The sequence below is a fragment of the Burkholderia sp. Bp9004 genome, assembly GCF_003858025.1.
GTDB lineage: Bacteria > Pseudomonadota > Gammaproteobacteria > Burkholderiales > Burkholderiaceae > Burkholderia > Burkholderia diffusa.
On record NZ_QTQD01000005.1, the window covers coordinates 52,699 to 69,135 of the forward strand.

Sequence of the window (16,437 nt, forward strand, 5' to 3'; positions counted from 1 at the left end):
GTTGAAATCGCGGCGCGCGTCAGAATCGCGCGGCCCGGTATGGCGTGAGGTCCAGCGGTGGCGAGCGCTCGGCGACGAGGTCGGCGACGATCCGCCCGGTGATGCCGGCGAGCGTCACGCCGAGATGCTGATGACCGAATGCGTGGATCACGCGTGTGCTGTCGCGTGCGCGGCCGATGACCGGCACGCCGTCGGGCAGCGTCGGCCGGAAGCCGAGCCAGCTGCGCGTCGGTGCGCCGAGCGACGGCAGCGCCTCGCGTGCCGAGCGCGTAAGCAGCGCGACGAGCGAGTGGTTCATCGGCGCGTCGAAGCCGCCGAGTTCGACGGTGCCAGCCGCGCGCAATCCTTCGTCGAGCGGTGTCATGTAGAAGCCGCGCTCGGCCCAGCCGACCGGCCGCGTGACGATCTGCTCATGCGCGGCGAATTGCACGTGATAGCCGCGCTCGGTATCCAGCGGCACGGCATCGCCGCACGCGGCCGCGAATTCACGCGAGCGGGCGCCCGCGGCAATGACGACGTGATCGAAGGCGCACACCGAGCCGCCCGCATGCACGTTTACGCCGTTGCCGACGGGCTCGATCCGCTCGACGCGCTCGCGTTCGAGCGTCGCGCCGCCGGTTGCCAGATGCGCGAACAGTTCGCCGAGAAACCCGTGCGGATCGGAGAAATGCCAGCTTCCGACGAACAGCACGCCGCGCGAGAAGATCGGCGCGAGCGCGGGCTCGAGCCGGCGGATCGCGTTCGCGTCGAGCAGCTCGAACGGCACGCCGAGCCGGCGCCGCAGCGCGAGCGACGGCTCGGCGGCATCGAACGACGCCTGCCGTGCGTACAGGTACAGGCATTCGCGCGGCCGCACGAACGCCGCGAGCCGCGCGGTGGACAGCAGCGGCGCATAGCCGTCGGCGGCGCGCGACAGCAGCGCGGCCAGCGCGCTCGCGCTCTGCGCGTGGCGCGCGGGCGTCGATGCGAGCAGGAACCGCGCGAGCCACGGCGCGCCGCGCAGCAGGTACGGCCAGCGGATGCGCAGCGGGCTGTCGGCGGCGAACAGGAAGTGCGGGATGTTGCGGAACACGGACGGGCCGTTCACCGGCACGCAGCCGTACGGCGCGAACGTCGCGGCGTTGCCGAACGACGCGCCGTGGCCGACGCCGGCCGGATCGAACAGCGTCACGCGATGCCCGTCGCGCTGCAGCCATGCCGCCGCGCCGAGCCCGATGAAGCCTGCACCCACGATGGCGACGTTCGCCATGACGCATCCCCTCCGGCACACATGATTCACACAAAGTTGAGATTAAGAATCACACAGTAAATTTTTGTGTGCAATCAAAATCAGATTGTGTGGTGCTAGTGTTTACCCGATTTGAATCGGTTGATTCGACAGACTTTTCCGCTGGCGTTTGACGGGGAGGGGATGTCATATACAATCGCTGGGCAGGCCAAAATGGCAGACAAACGTTTTTTGTGTGGTCACAGGCGATAAATGGCATCAGACAAACTTTCCGGCGAGCGCGACGGTGGTGCGCCGGTGCAGGCGAAGCGGCCGACTTATGTCGAGGTATCGAGCTCGATCGAGGCGGAGATCCGCAACGGCATGTATCCGCCCGGCAGCCGCCTGCCGCCGCAGCGCCAGCTCGCGACCGAGCTCGGCATCAACGTGTCGACCGTGTCCCGCGCGTACAAGGAACTGCAACTGCGCGGCCTCGTGATCGGCAGCAAGCGCCGCGGCTCGCTCGTCACCGGCGGCGCGATGCCGAGCATCGCGCCGGCCCGTGCGTCGCTCGCGGCAGGCAACGGCGTGATCGACCTGACCGTGAATCGCCCGGCGACCGGCGATTTTCTCGCGAGCCTCGCGCAGACATTCGCCACGCTGCCGAACGACCCGCGTTTCGCCGCGCTGCAGGAATACCAGCCGCCGCAGGGGCCCGACTGGGCGCGCGCGGCCGGCGCGCGGTGGCTTGCCGCGCCCGGCTTCGCGCCGTCGAGCGACCAGGTGGTCGTCACGAGCGGTGCGCAGCACGGGCTGTATGCGGTGCTGAACAGCCTGATCGGCACCGACGGCGTGATCGTCGCCGATCGCCTCACGTATTACGGGCTCAAGGCGCTCGCGCCGGTGTTCCAGTTCGAGATCGTCAGCGCGCCTGCCGACGACGACGGCCTGCTGCCCGACGAGATCGAGCGGATCTGCCAGCGCATGCCGGTCAAGGCGATCTTCGTCGTGCCGAACCTGCAGAACCCGACCGTGACGACGATGAGCCTCGCGCGCCGGATGGCGCTCGTCGACATCGCGCGGCGCCATCACGTGACGATCATCGAGGACGACGTGTATGGCCCGCTCGTGCGCGACCGGTTGCCGGCGATCGCGGGGCTGTGCCCCGAACTGACGTTCCATATCGGCGCGACGTCGAAGATCCTTGCGCCCGGGCTGCGACTCGGTTTCCTGAGCTGCCCGCGCGACAGCGTCGCGCTGTGCGCGGAAGCAGTGCGCACGACCGCATGGATGCCCGCGCCCACGTCGATGCTGATCGCGACGGTATGGATCGAGGACGGCACCGCCGAGCGGATCATGGCCGCGCAACTCGCGGAGATCCGCGCGCGCGTCGATCTTGCGCGGGAGCTGCTGCCGGCCGGGCAGCTGAAGTCCGATCCTGCGTGCATGTTCGTGTGGCTGCGACTGCCACCGCCGTGGCGCGCCGACGACTTCGCCGCGAACGCGAAGGCGCGCGGCGTGATCGTGATGCCGTCGTCGACGTTCGCGGTTGATCGCGCGGAAATCGAGCACGGCGTGCGCATCAACCTCGCGTGCCCGGCGACGCGCGACGAACTTGTGAACGGGCTGCGGATTCTGGCCGGCACACTGAAGGACCGGCCGCGCGCGCTGTTCGGGTCGGTCTGACGCGCGCCGCTTGCGCCGGCAACCCCGCAACCACATCGACGTCGCGGCAGCGTTTCGTCCGCGGTAGCGACGATACTGCCGGTTCGCTCCCCGTGTCGGGCAGACCGACGTCGGTGCCCGCACCGGGCGCAGGTGAACAGCCGCAGCGCGTTGCGCCAACGGGCAGCGTCCGCATCTCGTCCCGAGCCCTTCATCTTCGGCTCGCCGCCGCCCGTGCCGCACGCCCCATCGCTCTCGCGCCATCTTCATGGCGGTGCAGCTCGGGCCGCCTCGACCTTTTCCCGTCTGGCCGGTCGGGCATGACCAGCCAGCGCCCACGGCGCTGCGCGTCAAGTCGTATTGCTCTCCGGTCGCCGCTCTCCGCCCCTGATTCGTAAGACGTACAGTTCGCCCGAAGCCGCAAATTCGCGACGAACTGTACTCTTCTGTGCGTGTCCGATGTGTGTACTCTGCGTCAACTGTTCTGCTTTTAAGATTCCATCATCAAGTGCACAGTGCCGCAGGCCCAGACATCACGGGCCTTCCGGCGCATCTTCAAAAGCGAGCCACTGCGATGGAAAAGGCAAAACCCAAGGGAGCAATCAGGCATCACGACAGCCTGGTCAGCAGGCAGCACACGCACGGAACGGGCGTGCACGGGGCGGCGGCGCGCATGCGCTGGGCGGCGGGGAGCACGCAATGAAGCTCTACGAAAAACTCGCGGACGACATCGAACGTCTGATCCGCCAGGGCGTGTACCGGCACGGCGACCGGATTCCGTCGGTGCGGCAGGCGAGCCAGCAGCACCGGATCAGCATCACGACCGTGCTGCACGCGTACCTGTTGCTCGAAAGCCGCGGGCTGCTGGAAAGCCGCCCGCAGTCGGGCTACTTCGTGAACCTGCGTCGCGACGACAACCATGCGCCGGTGCGCGAGCTGCGGCCGTCGAAGCCGATCGCGATTTCGTCGTCGGTCGACATGAGCCGGCTCGTGCTGTCGACGTTGCGCTCGATCGGCACCGACGACGCGGTGCCGCTCGGTTCGCCGTATCCGGATCCGAGCCTCTTTCCGTTCGAGAAGCTGAACCGCTACGCGTATGCGGCCGGCCGGGACAAGTCGCTGTGGGGCGTGACCGACGGGCTGCCGCCCGGCCATCCGCGCCTGATCCGGCAGATCGCACGGCGCTACCTGGAAAACGGCATGTCGGTCGACCCGAACGAGATCATCGTGACGGTCGGCGCGACGGAGGCGATCAACCTGTGCCTGCAGGCGGTCGCGAAACCGGGTGACACGATCGCGGTGGAGTCGCCGACGTTCTACGCGATGCTGCATGCGATCGAGCGGATGGGGATGAAGGCGATCGAGGTCGCGACGCATCCGGAATACGGGATCGATATCGCCGCGCTGGCGGCAATCGCAAAGTCGCAGCCGATCGCCGCGTGCATGGTGATGCCGAATTTCCAGAATCCGCTGGGCTTCCAGATGCCCGACGAGCGCAAGCGCGAACTGGTGGAATTCGCGACCCGCGTCGACATGCCGATCATCGAGAACGGTGTGTATAACGAACTGTATTTCGGCGAGTCGCATCCGGGCACGCTGAAGTCCTACGACCGCAACGGGATCGTGCTGCATTGCGCATCGTTTTCGAAGAGCCTGACGGCGGCTTACCGGGTCGGCTGGGCGTTGCCGGGCCGGTATCGCGATCAGGTCGAGAAGCTGAAGTTCCTGAACACGCTGGCCACGCCGTCGCTGCCGCAGCTCGCGATCGCCGAGTTTCTCGAACGCGATGGCTACGAGCATCACCTGCGGCGCTTGCGCAAGGCGTATGCGCAGCAGGCGAACCTGATGCGCGCGATGGTGTCGCGATTCTTCCCTGAAGGCACGCGCATCTCCAGCCCGGCCGGCGGCTACGTGCTGTGGGTCGAGTTGCCGGTGCAGGTCGACGCGATGCGGCTGTATCAGCTCGCGCTGGAGCAGGGAATCACGATCGGCCCCGGCTACATGTTCTCGATTACCGATAACTACCGGAACTTCATCCGGCTGAACTACAGCAGCCCATGGTCGCCGGAGATCGAGCGGGCGGTGATCGCGGTCGGGAAGCTCGCGGCCTCGTGCGTGCGATGAAGTGAAGGCCGGTGCGCGTCGCACGCACCGGCCGAGATGGTGGCGCGCGGCGATCAGCCGGCCCTCGCGCGCAGAAACCCGGACACGCGCGCGAGGTGCATCGCTCCGGTCGAGCGCGTGATGCTCAGCGACTGCCGCGCGCAACGGCCAGCAAGATCCCGAAGCCGACGAGCAGGACACCAAAGGCGCGGTCGATCCATTGACGTAAGGATAACAAACGATCGCGGACGGCCCGGGCGGAGAAGCAGACGGCCACCAGGCTGAACCAGCCCGCATGCGCCAGCGCGATGAACAGGCCGTAGCCGATCTGCACGATCAATGGCGTGTCGGGGCGAACGGCCTGCATGAACAGGCTGACGATGAACACGGTGGTTTTCGGATTCAGCGCATTGGTCAGGAAACCGGTGCGCAGCGCCGCCAGATCGGACAGCGGCGCGGCATGCGTTGCGGGCTGGCCGCCAGCGGGCCTGGCTGTGAGCATCTTCGCGCCGAGGTAGATCAGGTAGATCGCCCCGAGGAGCTTCACGGTATTGAAGAGCCACAGGGATTGACGGATCAGCAGTCCGACGCCGAGCAGCGTATAGCTCACATGTACCGTCACGCCCAGCCCGATCCCCCATGCGGTGAGCAAGCCCGACCGGCGCGACAGCATCAGGCTGTTGCGCGTGACCATCGCGAAATCCGGCCCCGGGCTGATGACCGCGAGTAAAGTGATGGTGACTACGAGTATCCATTCCGTCATTGCATCGTCCTTTTGATTTTCACCGTGATGCGCCAATATTAGGGATCACGGTTCACCAGGAAAAGCGATGATTTCTGACCAAGATGGTGAGTTGGAGTCACAGAATGTTCGCGCCAGTCTGCCGTCGCTGATGGCACTGCGCTGCTTCGAGGCGGCGGCGCGCCATGAGCATTTCAGCCGCGCCGCCGACGAATTGCACGTGACGCACGGCGCCGTCAGTCGCGCGGTGCGTCTGCTCGAAGACGATCTGGGCGTGGCGTTGTTCGAGCGGCGCAGTCGGCGTGTGTTCCTGACCGATGCAGGCCGCAAGCTGGCGCAGGCCGTCCATGAAGGTCTGCATCTGATCAGGCAGACCGCGCATGAATTGCGGACCGAGGCGGCCCGTGCGCAGCGTTCGGTGCTGTCGTGCGAACCCACGCTGCTGATGCGCTGGCTGATCCCGCGCTGGCCGAACTTCCAGGCAATCTACCCGGGCGTCGACATCCACCTCGCCGCGGCGGGTGGCCCGTTCTCGTTCGACCACGGCATCGACATGGCGATCCGCCGCAATGACTTTGCGTGGCCCGACGGTTATCACGCGGAGAAACTGTTCGCAGAAAGGGTGGGGCCGGTGTGCCGGCCCGACAAGGTGGACATGTGGTTTTCCGGCAGCCGGGACGGTCGCGCGCTGAAGCGCGGCGCGCCGCGGCTGCATGCCCGGACACGGCCGGACGCGTGGAAGGAATGGGCGGCGGCCGCGCATCGACCGCCGGGCAGCGGGCGCGGGCAGGTGTTCGACCATTTCTATTTCAGCCTTCAGGCGGCCGTCGCGGGGCTGGGTGTCGCAATCGGTCCGTGGCATCTCGTTCGCGATGACCTCGAAAGCGGCGTGCTGGTCGCGCCGATGGGTTTCGTCGAGGACGGCTCGCACTATTGTCTGCTGACGCCGGCGCCCGTGAAGGACGGGAGCGCGCAGTGGGCGCTGCGCGATTGGCTGAAGACGATGGTCTGACGCGTGAGCCGGATCGATGCGCGATGCCGGCAGCATAAAAAAATGGCGCCGCAGGCATTCAGCCCGTGGCGCCATTGCGTGTCGCCACGACGGGCACAGCCCGCCGTAGCTCGACCGCATGCTTAGATCTGCACGGTGTCGGCGACTTCCTTGAAGTCTTCGATCTGGTCGAAGTTCATGTACTTGTAGATCTTGTCGCCGTTGGCATTGAGCACGCCCATGTCGGCCATGTACTCGTCCTTGGTCGGGATCCGGCCGAGACGCGAGCAGATTGCCGCCAGTTCCGCCGAGCCGAGGTACACGTTCGTGTTCTTGCCCAGGCGGTTCGGGAAGTTGCGGGTCGACGTCGACATCACCGTCGCGCCTTCGCGCACCTGCGCCTGGTTGCCCATGCACAGCGAGCAGCCCGGCATTTCGGTGCGGGCGCCGGCCGTGCCGAACACGCCGTAATGACCTTCTTCCGTCAGTTGCTTCTGGTCCATCTTGGTCGGCGGCGCGACCCACAGCTTGACCGGGATGTCGCGCTTGCCTTCCAGCAGCTTCGATGCGGCACGGAAGTGACCGATGTTGGTCATGCACGAGCCGATGAACACTTCGTCGATCTTCGCACCGGCGACGTCGGACAGCGTCTTCACGTCGTCCGGATCGTTCGGGCACGCAACGATCGGTTCATGGATGTCGGCCAGGTCGATCTCGATGACGGCCGCGTATTCGGCGTCGGCATCCGGCGACAGCAGTTGCGGGTCGGCCAGCCACTGCTCCATCGCCACGATACGGCGCTGCAGGCTGCGCGGATCCTGATAGCCCTGCGCGATCATCCACTTCAGCAGCGTGATGTTGCTGTTGAGGTACTCGATGATCGGTTCCTTGTTCAGGTGCACCGTGCAACCGGCTGCCGAACGCTCGGCCGATGCGTCCGACAGTTCGAACGCTTGCTCGACCTTCAGATCGGGCAGGCCTTCGATTTCGAGGATGCGGCCCGAGAAGATGTTTTTCTTGCCTTGCTTGGCGACCGTCAGCATGCCCTGCTTGATCGCGTACAGCGGAATCGCGTTGACGAGGTCGCGCAGCGTGACGCCAGGCTGCATCTTGCCCTTGAAGCGGACCAGCACCGATTCCGGCATGTCCAGCGGCATCGTGCCGGTGGCGGCCGCGAACGCGACCAGGCCCGAGCCTGCCGGGAAGCTGATGCCGATCGGGAAACGCGTGTGCGAGTCGCCGCCGGTGCCGACGGTGTCGGGCAGCAGCATGCGGTTCAGCCACGAGTGGATCACGCCGTCGCCCGGGCGCAGCGCGATGCCGCCACGGGTGCTGATGAAGTTCGGCAGCGTCTGGTGCGTCTTCACGTCGACCGGCTTCGGATAAGCGGCGGTGTGGCAGAACGACTGCATCACGAGGTCGGCCGAGAAGCCGAGGCAGGCCAGATCCTTCAGTTCGTCGCGGGTCATCGGGCCGGTGGTGTCCTGCGAGCCGACCGAGGTCATCTTCGGTTCGCAGTACGTGCCCGGGCGGACGCCCTGGCCTTCCGGCAGACCGCATGCGCGGCCGACCATCTTCTGCGCGAGCGAGAAACCCTTGCCGCTGTCGGCCGGCTGGTGCGGCAGGCGGAACAGCGTCGACGGTGCGAGGCCGAGCGCTTCACGCGCCTTCGCGGTCAGGCCGCGGCCGATGATCAGCGGAATGCGGCCGCCGGCGCGCACTTCGTCGAACAGCACGTCGGACTTGACCTGGAATTCGGCGATCACATTGCCGTCCTTCAGTGCCTTGCCTTCGTACGGGCGCAGTTCGACCACGTCGCCCATGTTCATCTGCGACACGTCGAGCTCGATCGGCAGCGCGCCGGCGTCTTCCATCGTGTTGTAGAAGATGGGGGCGATCTTGCCGCCGAGGCACACGCCGCCGAAGCGCTTGTTCGGGACGAACGGGATGTCTTCGCCGGTGAACCACAGCACCGAGTTGGTGGCCGACTTGCGCGAGGAGCCGGTGCCGACCACGTCGCCCACGTAGGCGACCAGATGACCCTTGTCCTTCAGCGATTCGATGAACTTGACCGGGCCGCGCTTGCCGTCTTCTTCCGGCGTGATGCCGGGGCGCGCGTTCTTCAGCATCGCCAGCGCGTGCATCGGGATGTCCGGGCGGGTGGTGGCGTCCGGGGCCGGCGACAGGTCGTCAGTGTTGGTTTCGCCCGTGACCTTGAACACGGTGATGGTCAGGCTTTCCGGCACTTCCGGACGGCTCGTGAACCATTCGGCGTCAGCCCAGCTCTGCAGCACGGCCTTCGCGTGCGCGTTGCCCTTGTCGGCGAGTTCCTTCACGTCATGGAACTGGTCGAACATCAGCAGGGTTTTCTTCAGTGCGTCGGCAGCGACGGCCGCGACTGCGTCGTCGGACAGCAGCTCGATCAGCGGCTGGATGTTGTAGCCGCCCAGCATCGTGCCGAGCAGTTCGGTCGCGCGCTCGCGCGAGATCAGCGGGCAGGCCGTCTCGCCCTTCGCGACGGCGGCCAGGAAGCCGGCCTTCACGCGCGCGGCTTCGTCGACGCCGGCGGGGACGCGGTGGGTGATCAGGTCGAGCAGCGTCTGCTCTTCGCCTGCGGGCGGGTACGCCAGCAGTTCCACCAGTTCGGCGGTTTGCTGAGCCGTCAGCGGCAGGGGAGGAATACCGAGCGCGGCGCGGGCGGCCACGTGAGCACGAAAGTTTTCAAGCATGGGGGGACCTGCTGAGATTGCGTTTCAGGGGAAGGGCTTTCCAGGCACGCCGAGGCTGCTGTTCCGGACACTGCTTCACTGCTTGGACGGGATTCTAATCCCAATATGGTCAGGCGTCAAATGTCTTATGTCTTATATAAGAGTTGAATGTGGGACGTCGAGAAACGCGTGCTGTCGCGGCGCACCTTGCGGAAGAATTCGGCGGATTAGGTAGCGGCGTGGTGCAGGGAGTGACCGCGGATCGGGGCGCTGTGGGGCGTACGCAGGTCGCAGAGGAGGCATTCGCTCGACCGGCGCGATTTCATTATGTGGAAAATTCAGAGGCGTACCGGTCGAGGTCAGGAAGCTTCAGGATCCCAACGGATGACGAGCGGGACGAGCAAGATAGAGCAGGATGAAGACACCGATGCCGATCCAGGCGGTCTCGACCGGCGGCGGCGTCCGAAAAGCGCCCATCACGGTGGTGTGCGCGGTGAACACGGCGAGTGCGAGCAACTTCGCGCTGATCACGCCGCGAATGTTGGAGCGTCGTCTATCGTTAGCGGCGCGGGTGAGTACAGCGCCTTCGTCGCTGCAACCTCGTCGGTCAATCGAACCACGAGTTCCCGCGGCCCGAGCACTTTCAACTCCGCACCATATCCAAGCAGCTTCCGCGCACCGTGCTCGATCGATTCGATCGGCATCAGGAATTCTTTCCATCCCGGCCGAACCGCGGCATCGCCGGCGCTCTCCAGGACAGGCACGACCTTCACGCGTGCATTGACCAGCCAGCGCTCTCCGCGCGCCGACACCGCGACGTGCGCGCTCAACCGGTAAAGCTCCGCCTCATACCGGCTCATCGCATCACGCCAGTGCTGCGGCAGGTCGAACCGCGCGGGCCGCTTGAATCGCCGGCGCGACGCCGCGAGTTCCCGAATGTTCGCGAGCCGAAAAGTCAGTGCATCGCGCTTGCCGGCGACCTTCGCCACCACGTACCACGCACCGCCCTTGAGCACCAGGCCGAGGGGATCGAGTGCCCGGCGCGACACGCCACGCCAGCTCTCGTACGTCACCTCGATCCGCTGCGACTGCCATACGGCATCGGCGACCTCGCGCAGAAACGCCGGTGTTTCCTGCGCCCGATACCAATCCATGGTATCGACATGCAGCCGGCTCGCGACACGATCGGCATGCTCGCGCGAGTCCGGCGGCAGGCTGGCGATCATCTTCAGCCGCGCGGACGCGGCCATCCCGTCGAGCCCGAGTTCTCGCGCCGGCCCCGGCAGACCCGCCAGAATCAACGCATGTGCCTCCTGCTCGGTCAGTCCCGTGAGATCGGTACGCCAGCCCTCCTGCAACTGAAAACCGCCGTTGCGTCCGCGATCGCCCCAGATCGGCACGCCGGCCGTCGACAGTTGGTCGATATCGCGCAGGATCGTCCGCTCGGACACCTCCAGCGCGGCAGCCAGCGCCGGCGCGGTCATGCGGCCGCGCGCCTGCAACATCATCATGATCGACAACAGCCGGCTGGCTTTCATGTGCGGCACCTGATCCGGAATACATGACACAGGATGTCATGTTATCGGATCTATGATCCGACACATCCGCGATCGGCCTGCGCGCAACGGAGTCGGGCGCGGGCTTGCCGACACGCGGGCGGTGCTCACGTGAAGGCCGCTGCGCGAAACCCATCGAGGAGAGCGACACATGAAAATCATCACGGGTCCGCTGAGCATGTTCGGCGCGAAAGTCGAAATTGCGGCGCACGAGAAGGGCATCGCCTTCGAGCGCGTGCTGGTGCCGTTCAGCCAGCAGCGCGGCTATGATCCGAAGCATCCGGACGTCTTGCGCATCAATCCGAAGCGTCAGGTGCCGGTGCTGATCGACGGCGACCTGGAGATTTTCGATTCCACGCAGATCTTCGAGTACCTGGAAGACCTGAAGCCCGATCCGGCGCTATGGCCCGCGCAGCCGAAAGCGCGCGCGGTGGCGCGTCAGCTCGAGCACTGCAGCGACGAGGTTTATTTTCCGCACGTGATCCGGTTGATGGGCCTCGAAGAGACGCCGGATCATCCCGCGGCACAGGCCGCACGCGGCGAAGCGCGGCAATACTGTCGACGCATGGAGCGCGTGCTGGCGGACCGGGAATTCCTCGCCGAAAGCTATTCGTACGCCGACATCGCGTTCTACATGGCGCAGTTGTTCGGCGCGCGTAAGGGCGCGCCGATGACGGCGGAGACACCGAACCTGCTCGCCTGGCGCGAACGGATGACCGCGCGTCCGGCCGTGCGGAAAGTGGCCGGTGCGATGGCGGATTATCTCGCTTCGATCGACCATCCGGTTCCGGATTTTCTTCGCGGGCTCTATTAGCCACCCCGTTGCGCATCGAGCGGCTACGATCTGTCAGTCGCCGCTGGATGTGCACGAATCACCCGCCTGTCACCGGCGGAAAGAACGCCACCTCGCTATCCTCCCGCACGACGAATCCGCCGGTCACCATCTCGCGATTCACGGCCGCGCGCACGGGCCGGTCTATCCGCAGCGCTTCACCACTGCGCGCGTCGCGTGCGGCGAGCGTGGCGCGCAGCGCGTCGACGGTGAGCTCATGCGCATCGATCTGGATGACTTCCTCGTCGGTATCCAGTTGTTCGCGAATGCTCGCAAAGTATTTGATCGTCAGTTTCATTGCGATGTCCCGAGCGAAATCGGTGAAGTCGGTGATATCGGCGGAATCGGAAAGGCGTTGGCCGGCACGTTCATCCCCATCGACGCATCGCCTGATCGTCATGCGCCTTCGGCTCGACCCAGCCGGCCACGCCGTCGTGCCGGATCTCCTTCTTCCAGAACGGCGCGTGCGTCTTCAGGAAGTCCATGATGAATTCGCACGCATCGAACGCCGGCGCGCGATGCGCGGCGGCCACCACGACGATCACGACCGCGTGGCCGAGCGGAATGCGCCCGACGCGATGCACGATCCTGACCGCCTCGAGCCGCCAGCGCGCGCTGGCTTCCTCGACGATGCTCCACAGCGCCTGCTCGGTCATCGTCGGATAGTGCTCGACTTCCAGCGCGATCACGTCGTCGACGTCGCCTTCGTTGCGCACGACACCGAGGAAATTCACGACCGCGCCGACATTCGGATTGCGAATGAACGGCGCGATCTCGGCGCCGGCGTCGATCGTCGCGTACTGCACACGCACCTCGAATCCGGCTGCGATCGCCGGCGGCGGCTCGGTGTGTGGGTCGACGGGTTCGGAATGTCCGCCGTCACGCGACGGATCGTCGGATGACGCGGCACGGGATTCGGTGAATCTGGTCATGACGGTTCTCCAGTAGGCGGTGCGCTCCGCTTCGCGCGGCAGCCCGTCAGCCGCCGACGAGCGACATGCGCACGATCGGATGGGTCTTGCCCGACGGCCTGGCCGCACGCGTGGCCCGCCGTTCGGAATAGCGGTCGTCGCGCCGCATCCATCGCGCGCGCACGGTGTCGGCAAGGCGGTCGATCGATTCGGCATCGTCGAGCCACGGCCGCAGGTCGGTGCCCTGCATCGCGAACAGGCATGTATAGAGCTGGCCGTCGGCCGACACGCGTGCGCGCGAGCACGTGCCGCAGAACGGATGCGACACGCTCGCGATGAAACCGACGTCGCCCGCGCCGTCGATGTGCCGGCAGCGGATCGCGGTGGCATCGTGTCCCGGTTCGCCGACGAGCACGAGCGGATAGCTCGCTTCGATGATTTCGCGCATCCGCGCGGCCGGCACGACCTTGTCGCCGGACCACGCGTTCGCGCCGCCGACGTCCATGTATTCGATGAAGCGCACGGCCACGCCGCTATGACGGAAGTGGCGCACGAGCGGCAGGATCTGGCCGTCGTTCGCGCCGCGCTCGATCACGGCGTTGACCTTCACGGGCGCGAGCCCGGCCGCCTGCGCGGCCTCGATGCCGGCCAGCACGCGCGCCACCGGCACGTCAGTGTCGGTCATCCGGCGGAACACGGCATCGTCGATCGCGTCGAGACTCACGGTCACGCGCGACAGGCCCGCGTCGCGCAGCGCGCGTGCCTTGGCGGCGAGCAGCGAACCGTTGGTCGTCAGCGCGATTTCGACAGGCTTGCCGTTGACGGTCGTCAGCGTCGCCAGCCGTTCGATCAGCGCTTCGAGGTTGCGGCGCAGCAGTGGCTCGCCGCCGGTAATGCGGATCTTTTCGACGCCGAGCGAGACGAACGCGCGCGCGATCTTCTCCATTTGCGCGAACGACAGTCGCTCGGACGACGGCATGAACGCATAGTCGGAACCGAAGCTGTCTCGCGGCATGCAGTAGCCGCAGCGGAAATTGCACCGGTCGATGACGGACAGCCGCAGATCGCGCAGCGGCCGCGCGAGCGTGTCGAGCGGGCGGGAGAAGGCACCGGGCGATGCGCTGCCGGATTCGGCGGCGGCCGGCGCGGAAGCGATGGCATTCACGATGGGTTCGTCTGCCTGCAGGAAGTGAGCGGAACGGCGTCGCCGATCGGCCGTGCGTGTGCCGACGTGTCGGCGTAGGGATCGTGACGAGCCTCATCGTGAGGATAGGTCGCCGGACTCCATCGGCAGAGACACAATCCCGCCTGGAATACAGGAATACAGTTCGTCATCCTGGATGCGCGAAAGGTGGGCATGGCGAGCCGCCGCATGCTCATGTTCGTGCTCATGCGAGCCAGTGCGCGAAATCGTAATACGGCACGGCGTCGCCGCGTGCGATGCGTCGGCCGGCCGGCAGCCGTGCGAGCCCGGTCGCCTGCAGCAGCGATTGCAGCGCGCCGGCGCCTTGCTGCCGCAGTGTGTCGAGGACGGGCGCGCCGGTGGCGTCGATGGTGCGGCGCACGCGCACGAAGCGTTCGCGCTGCGCATCCGGTTCGGCGTCGATGTCGATCGGCAGCGACGGTACGGCCGGCAGGCAGTCGTCGCGTCCCTGCAGACAGCGGATCAGCGGCGCGACGAACAGCGCGAAGGCGATCATCGCCGCGCCCGGATTGCCGGGCAGCAGCACCACGGGCCGTTCGTCGAGCCGCGCGAGCGCGACGGGCTTGCCCGGTTTCATCCGCACGCCCGACACCACGAACGACGCGCCGAGCTCGGTCAGCGCGGGGCGCAGCAGGTCCTTGTCGCCGACCGATGCGCCGCCGACGCAGACGACCAGATCGCAGCGCGCGGCCATTTCGCGCAGTGCCTGATCGACGGCGGCCGGCGTGTCGGCGGCGTGTTCGCTCGCGGTGACGCCGGCACCGGTTCCCGATACCAGAGCCGCGAGCATCGGCGCGTTGCTGTTGTAGATCTGCCCGGGCGCACGCGGCTCGCCGCACGGGACGAGTTCGTCGCCGGTCGTCAGGATGCCGACCCGCAGCGGCGGCCGCACGGCGATGCGCGCGCAACCCTGCGCGGCTGCGACGCCGACGTGCATCGCGCCGAGCCGCACGCCGGCAGGCATCAGCAGGTCGCCGGCGCGCACTTCCTCGCCGCGGCGGCGGATATGCGATCCGCTGCGCTGCGGTGCGTCGAACGTGACGCCGCCGTCCTGCTCGCGCGCGTGCTCCTGGATCACGACGGTGTCGGCACCGGGCGGAATCAGGCTGCCGGTAAAGATCCGCGCTGCCGTGCCCGGTGCCAGCGGCGACGGCGCGTCGCCCGCGTAGCAGCGCTGCGCGACGCGCAGCGGCTCGCCGTGTTCGAGGTCGGCGTGACGGACCGCATAGCCGTCCATCGCGCTCTGGTCGGCGGGCGGCTGGTCGAGCACGGCAGAGAGCGGCGTGGCGAGCACGTGGCCGGCCGCCTGCTCGACCGGAATGGAGACGGCCGCATGCGGCGGCGCGAACGCGGCGGCGAACTGCCGTTGGGCGGTATCGAAATCGGTCAGGGGTTTCATCAAGCGGTGAGCGCACGCGGTTGCGCACGCGTTGGTTCGGGTAGCGGGAGCGCGTCGGGCGACACGTATTCGACGAAGCCGTCGTTGCGGCAGAAGCCGAGCAGCCGCACGCCGGCTTCGCGCGCGACGTCGATCGCGAGCGACGTCGGCGCCGAGATCGTCGCGATCATCGGGATGCCGACGCGCGCCGCCTTGCGCACGAGCTCGTAGCTCGCGCGGCTCGACAGGAACACGAAGCCCGCGCTCAGGTCGGCGCGACGCCGCGTGAGCCAGCCGATCAGCTTGTCGAGCGCGTTGTGGCGGCCGACGTCCTCGAAGACTTCCTGAACGGCGCCGTCGCTGTCGCACCATGCGGCCGCATGGATGCCGCCGGTCGCCCGCATCAGCGGCTGCCGCTGCGGCAACGCGCGGGCCGCGCGCGCGACGGCGTCGGCACCGATGCCGGCCGCCGCACCCGCGGCCGCGATGCGCGGCGGATGGAGGTCGAGCTGCGCGATGCTTTCGATCCCGCAGACACCGCAGCCGGTGCGGCCGGCCAGCGCGCGCCGGTGTGCCTTCAGCGCCATGAACGCCTGCTGCGATACGGTCAGCCGTACTTCGGCGCTGGTCGGCCGATATTCGCTTTCGATGTCGAAGACGTCCGACGCGCGCTCGACGATCCCTTCGCTCAGCGCGAAGCCGAGGCCGAACGCGTCGAGGTCGATCGGCGTCGCCATCATCACCGCGTGTGCGATGCCGTTGAACACGAGTGCAACCGGCGTTTCGTCGACGACGCGATCGACGGTGTCCCATGATTCGCCGGCACGATGACGCGTCACGTGACACGCGCAGCTCCCGGCCGGATCGTCGGGGCGGTCGTTGGGCTCCATGCTGTTTTCTCCTGGGAGATCGCTCGGCGCGTGCGCCGAGCGATGGGCGCGAATTATGCCGGGGTGGTGCGCGGTGTCGCGCCGGCTCGCCACCGGCAGGCTACGAGTCGATGGTACGGGCGTTCGGCCGTGCGGCGGATGCACAGCGTCGCGGTGCGGAAAGCAGTACAGCTGAGGGCCTCGCGGCCCCGCAACGGGTTTTCCGTACACACATCTTCGGCCCAGGGGAAAGCACAGTTTCAGCGCACGT

The 16,437-nt window shown here is 66.9% G+C and carries 14 protein-coding genes; 4 read left to right on the top strand and 10 right to left on the bottom strand.

All coding sequences use genetic code 11. The annotated features are described in order from the left end of the window. Positions 1-19: 19 nt before the first annotated feature. Positions 20-1,249, bottom strand: coding sequence for an FAD-binding oxidoreductase (locus DIE08_RS07900; protein WP_124901535.1), 1,230 nt, complete (start codon positions 1,247-1,249; stop codon positions 20-22). 231 nt (positions 1,250-1,480) lie between these two features. On the opposite strand from DIE08_RS07900, the gene DIE08_RS07905 reads away from it, so the two are divergent. Both DIE08_RS07905 and DIE08_RS07910 read left to right on the top strand, forming a co-directional pair. Next, on the top strand, positions 1,481-2,893 hold the full coding sequence (locus DIE08_RS07905; RefSeq protein WP_124901536.1) for a PLP-dependent aminotransferase family protein: 1,413 nt from the start codon (positions 1,481-1,483) through the stop codon (positions 2,891-2,893). A gap of 678 nt (positions 2,894-3,571) precedes the next feature. Beyond that, on the top strand, positions 3,572-4,996 hold the full coding sequence (locus DIE08_RS07910) for a PLP-dependent aminotransferase family protein (RefSeq protein WP_124901537.1): 1,425 nt from the start codon (positions 3,572-3,574) through the stop codon (positions 4,994-4,996). A 124-nt stretch (positions 4,997-5,120) separates the two neighbouring features. Here DIE08_RS07910 and DIE08_RS07915 read toward each other — a convergent pair whose 3' ends face one another. After that, the gene (locus DIE08_RS07915; RefSeq protein ID WP_124901538.1) at positions 5,121-5,738 is read right to left on the bottom strand and encodes a LysE family translocator; all 618 of its coding nucleotides are present in this window, start codon (positions 5,736-5,738) and stop codon (positions 5,121-5,123) included. A 67-nt stretch (positions 5,739-5,805) separates the two neighbouring features. Here DIE08_RS07915 and DIE08_RS07920 point away from each other — a divergent pair, with 67 nt between their 5' ends. Further along, positions 5,806-6,729: a LysR family transcriptional regulator gene (locus DIE08_RS07920; protein ID WP_124901539.1), complete on the top strand. Its 924-nt coding sequence runs from the start codon at positions 5,806-5,808 to the stop codon at positions 6,727-6,729. 122 nt (positions 6,730-6,851) lie between these two features. Here DIE08_RS07920 and acnB read toward each other — a convergent pair whose 3' ends face one another. From acnB to DIE08_RS07930, 3 genes are all read right to left on the bottom strand, one after another. After that, the gene (acnB, locus tag DIE08_RS07925) at positions 6,852-9,437 is read right to left on the bottom strand and encodes a bifunctional aconitate hydratase 2/2-methylisocitrate dehydratase (RefSeq protein ID WP_124901540.1); all 2,586 of its coding nucleotides are present in this window, start codon (positions 9,435-9,437) and stop codon (positions 6,852-6,854) included. Positions 9,438-9,785: 348 nt separating this feature from the next. Then, the gene (locus tag DIE08_RS35555) at positions 9,786-9,947 is read right to left on the bottom strand and encodes a hypothetical protein (RefSeq protein WP_185715835.1); all 162 of its coding nucleotides are present in this window, start codon (positions 9,945-9,947) and stop codon (positions 9,786-9,788) included. After that, the gene (locus DIE08_RS07930) at positions 9,944-10,954 is read right to left on the bottom strand and encodes a YafY family protein (RefSeq protein WP_124901541.1); all 1,011 of its coding nucleotides are present in this window, start codon (positions 10,952-10,954) and stop codon (positions 9,944-9,946) included. The genes DIE08_RS35555 and DIE08_RS07930 overlap by 4 nt, the downstream gene beginning before the upstream one ends. A 169-nt stretch (positions 10,955-11,123) precedes the next feature. Here DIE08_RS07930 and DIE08_RS07935 point away from each other — a divergent pair, with 169 nt between their 5' ends. Then, a complete protein-coding gene (locus DIE08_RS07935) occupies positions 11,124-11,786 on the top strand; it encodes a glutathione S-transferase family protein (RefSeq protein ID WP_124901542.1) in 663 nt (220 codons plus the stop codon). 58 nt (positions 11,787-11,844) lie between these two features. Here DIE08_RS07935 and moaD read toward each other — a convergent pair whose 3' ends face one another. The 5 genes from moaD to fdhD all read right to left on the bottom strand — a co-directional run bounded on the left by moaD (position 11,845) and on the right by fdhD (position 16,187). After that, positions 11,845-12,102: a molybdopterin converting factor subunit 1 gene (gene moaD / locus DIE08_RS07940; RefSeq protein ID WP_124625502.1), complete on the bottom strand. Its 258-nt coding sequence runs from the start codon at positions 12,100-12,102 to the stop codon at positions 11,845-11,847. A 70-nt stretch (positions 12,103-12,172) separates the two neighbouring features. Next, positions 12,173-12,736 (bottom strand): molybdenum cofactor biosynthesis protein MoaE, encoded by a 564-nt coding sequence (locus DIE08_RS07945; RefSeq protein ID WP_124625499.1) that lies wholly within the window; start codon positions 12,734-12,736, stop codon positions 12,173-12,175. A 46-nt stretch (positions 12,737-12,782) separates the two neighbouring features. Continuing rightward, on the bottom strand, positions 12,783-13,901 hold the full coding sequence (moaA, locus tag DIE08_RS07950; protein WP_124901543.1) for a GTP 3',8-cyclase MoaA: 1,119 nt from the start codon (positions 13,899-13,901) through the stop codon (positions 12,783-12,785). A gap of 202 nt (positions 13,902-14,103) precedes the next feature. Next, a complete protein-coding gene (gene glp, locus DIE08_RS07955) occupies positions 14,104-15,318 on the bottom strand; it encodes a gephyrin-like molybdotransferase Glp (RefSeq protein ID WP_124901544.1) in 1,215 nt (404 codons plus the stop codon). Then, positions 15,318-16,187 (bottom strand): formate dehydrogenase accessory sulfurtransferase FdhD, encoded by an 870-nt coding sequence (gene fdhD, locus DIE08_RS07960; RefSeq protein ID WP_124901545.1) that lies wholly within the window; start codon positions 16,185-16,187, stop codon positions 15,318-15,320. The genes glp and fdhD overlap by 1 nt, the downstream gene beginning before the upstream one ends. Positions 16,188-16,437 lie beyond the last annotated feature (250 nt).

Excerpts from the sequence above, each read along its gene's own strand:
- DIE08_RS07900 (WP_124901535.1), bottom strand. The coding sequence starts at position 1,249 with ATGGCGAACGTCGCCATCGTGGGTGCAGGCTTCATCGGGCTCGGCGCG.
- DIE08_RS07905 (WP_124901536.1), top strand. The coding sequence starts at position 1,481 with ATGGCATCAGACAAACTTTCCGGCGAGCGCGACGGTGGTGCGCCGGTG.
- DIE08_RS07910 (WP_124901537.1), top strand. The coding sequence starts at position 3,572 with ATGAAGCTCTACGAAAAACTCGCGGACGACATCGAACGTCTGATCCGC.
- DIE08_RS07915 (WP_124901538.1), bottom strand. The coding sequence starts at position 5,738 with ATGACGGAATGGATACTCGTAGTCACCATCACTTTACTCGCGGTCATC.
- DIE08_RS07920 (WP_124901539.1), top strand. The coding sequence starts at position 5,806 with ATGATTTCTGACCAAGATGGTGAGTTGGAGTCACAGAATGTTCGCGCC.
- acnB (WP_124901540.1), bottom strand. The coding sequence starts at position 9,437 with ATGCTTGAAAACTTTCGTGCTCACGTGGCCGCCCGCGCCGCGCTCGGT.
- DIE08_RS07930 (WP_124901541.1), bottom strand. The coding sequence starts at position 10,954 with ATGAAAGCCAGCCGGCTGTTGTCGATCATGATGATGTTGCAGGCGCGC.
- DIE08_RS07935 (WP_124901542.1), top strand. The coding sequence starts at position 11,124 with ATGAAAATCATCACGGGTCCGCTGAGCATGTTCGGCGCGAAAGTCGAA.
- moaD (WP_124625502.1), bottom strand. The coding sequence starts at position 12,102 with ATGAAACTGACGATCAAATACTTTGCGAGCATTCGCGAACAACTGGAT.
- DIE08_RS07945 (WP_124625499.1), bottom strand. The coding sequence starts at position 12,736 with ATGACCAGATTCACCGAATCCCGTGCCGCGTCATCCGACGATCCGTCG.
- glp (WP_124901544.1), bottom strand. The coding sequence starts at position 15,318 with ATGAAACCCCTGACCGATTTCGATACCGCCCAACGGCAGTTCGCCGCC.
- fdhD (WP_124901545.1), bottom strand. The coding sequence starts at position 16,187 with ATGGAGCCCAACGACCGCCCCGACGATCCGGCCGGGAGCTGCGCGTGT.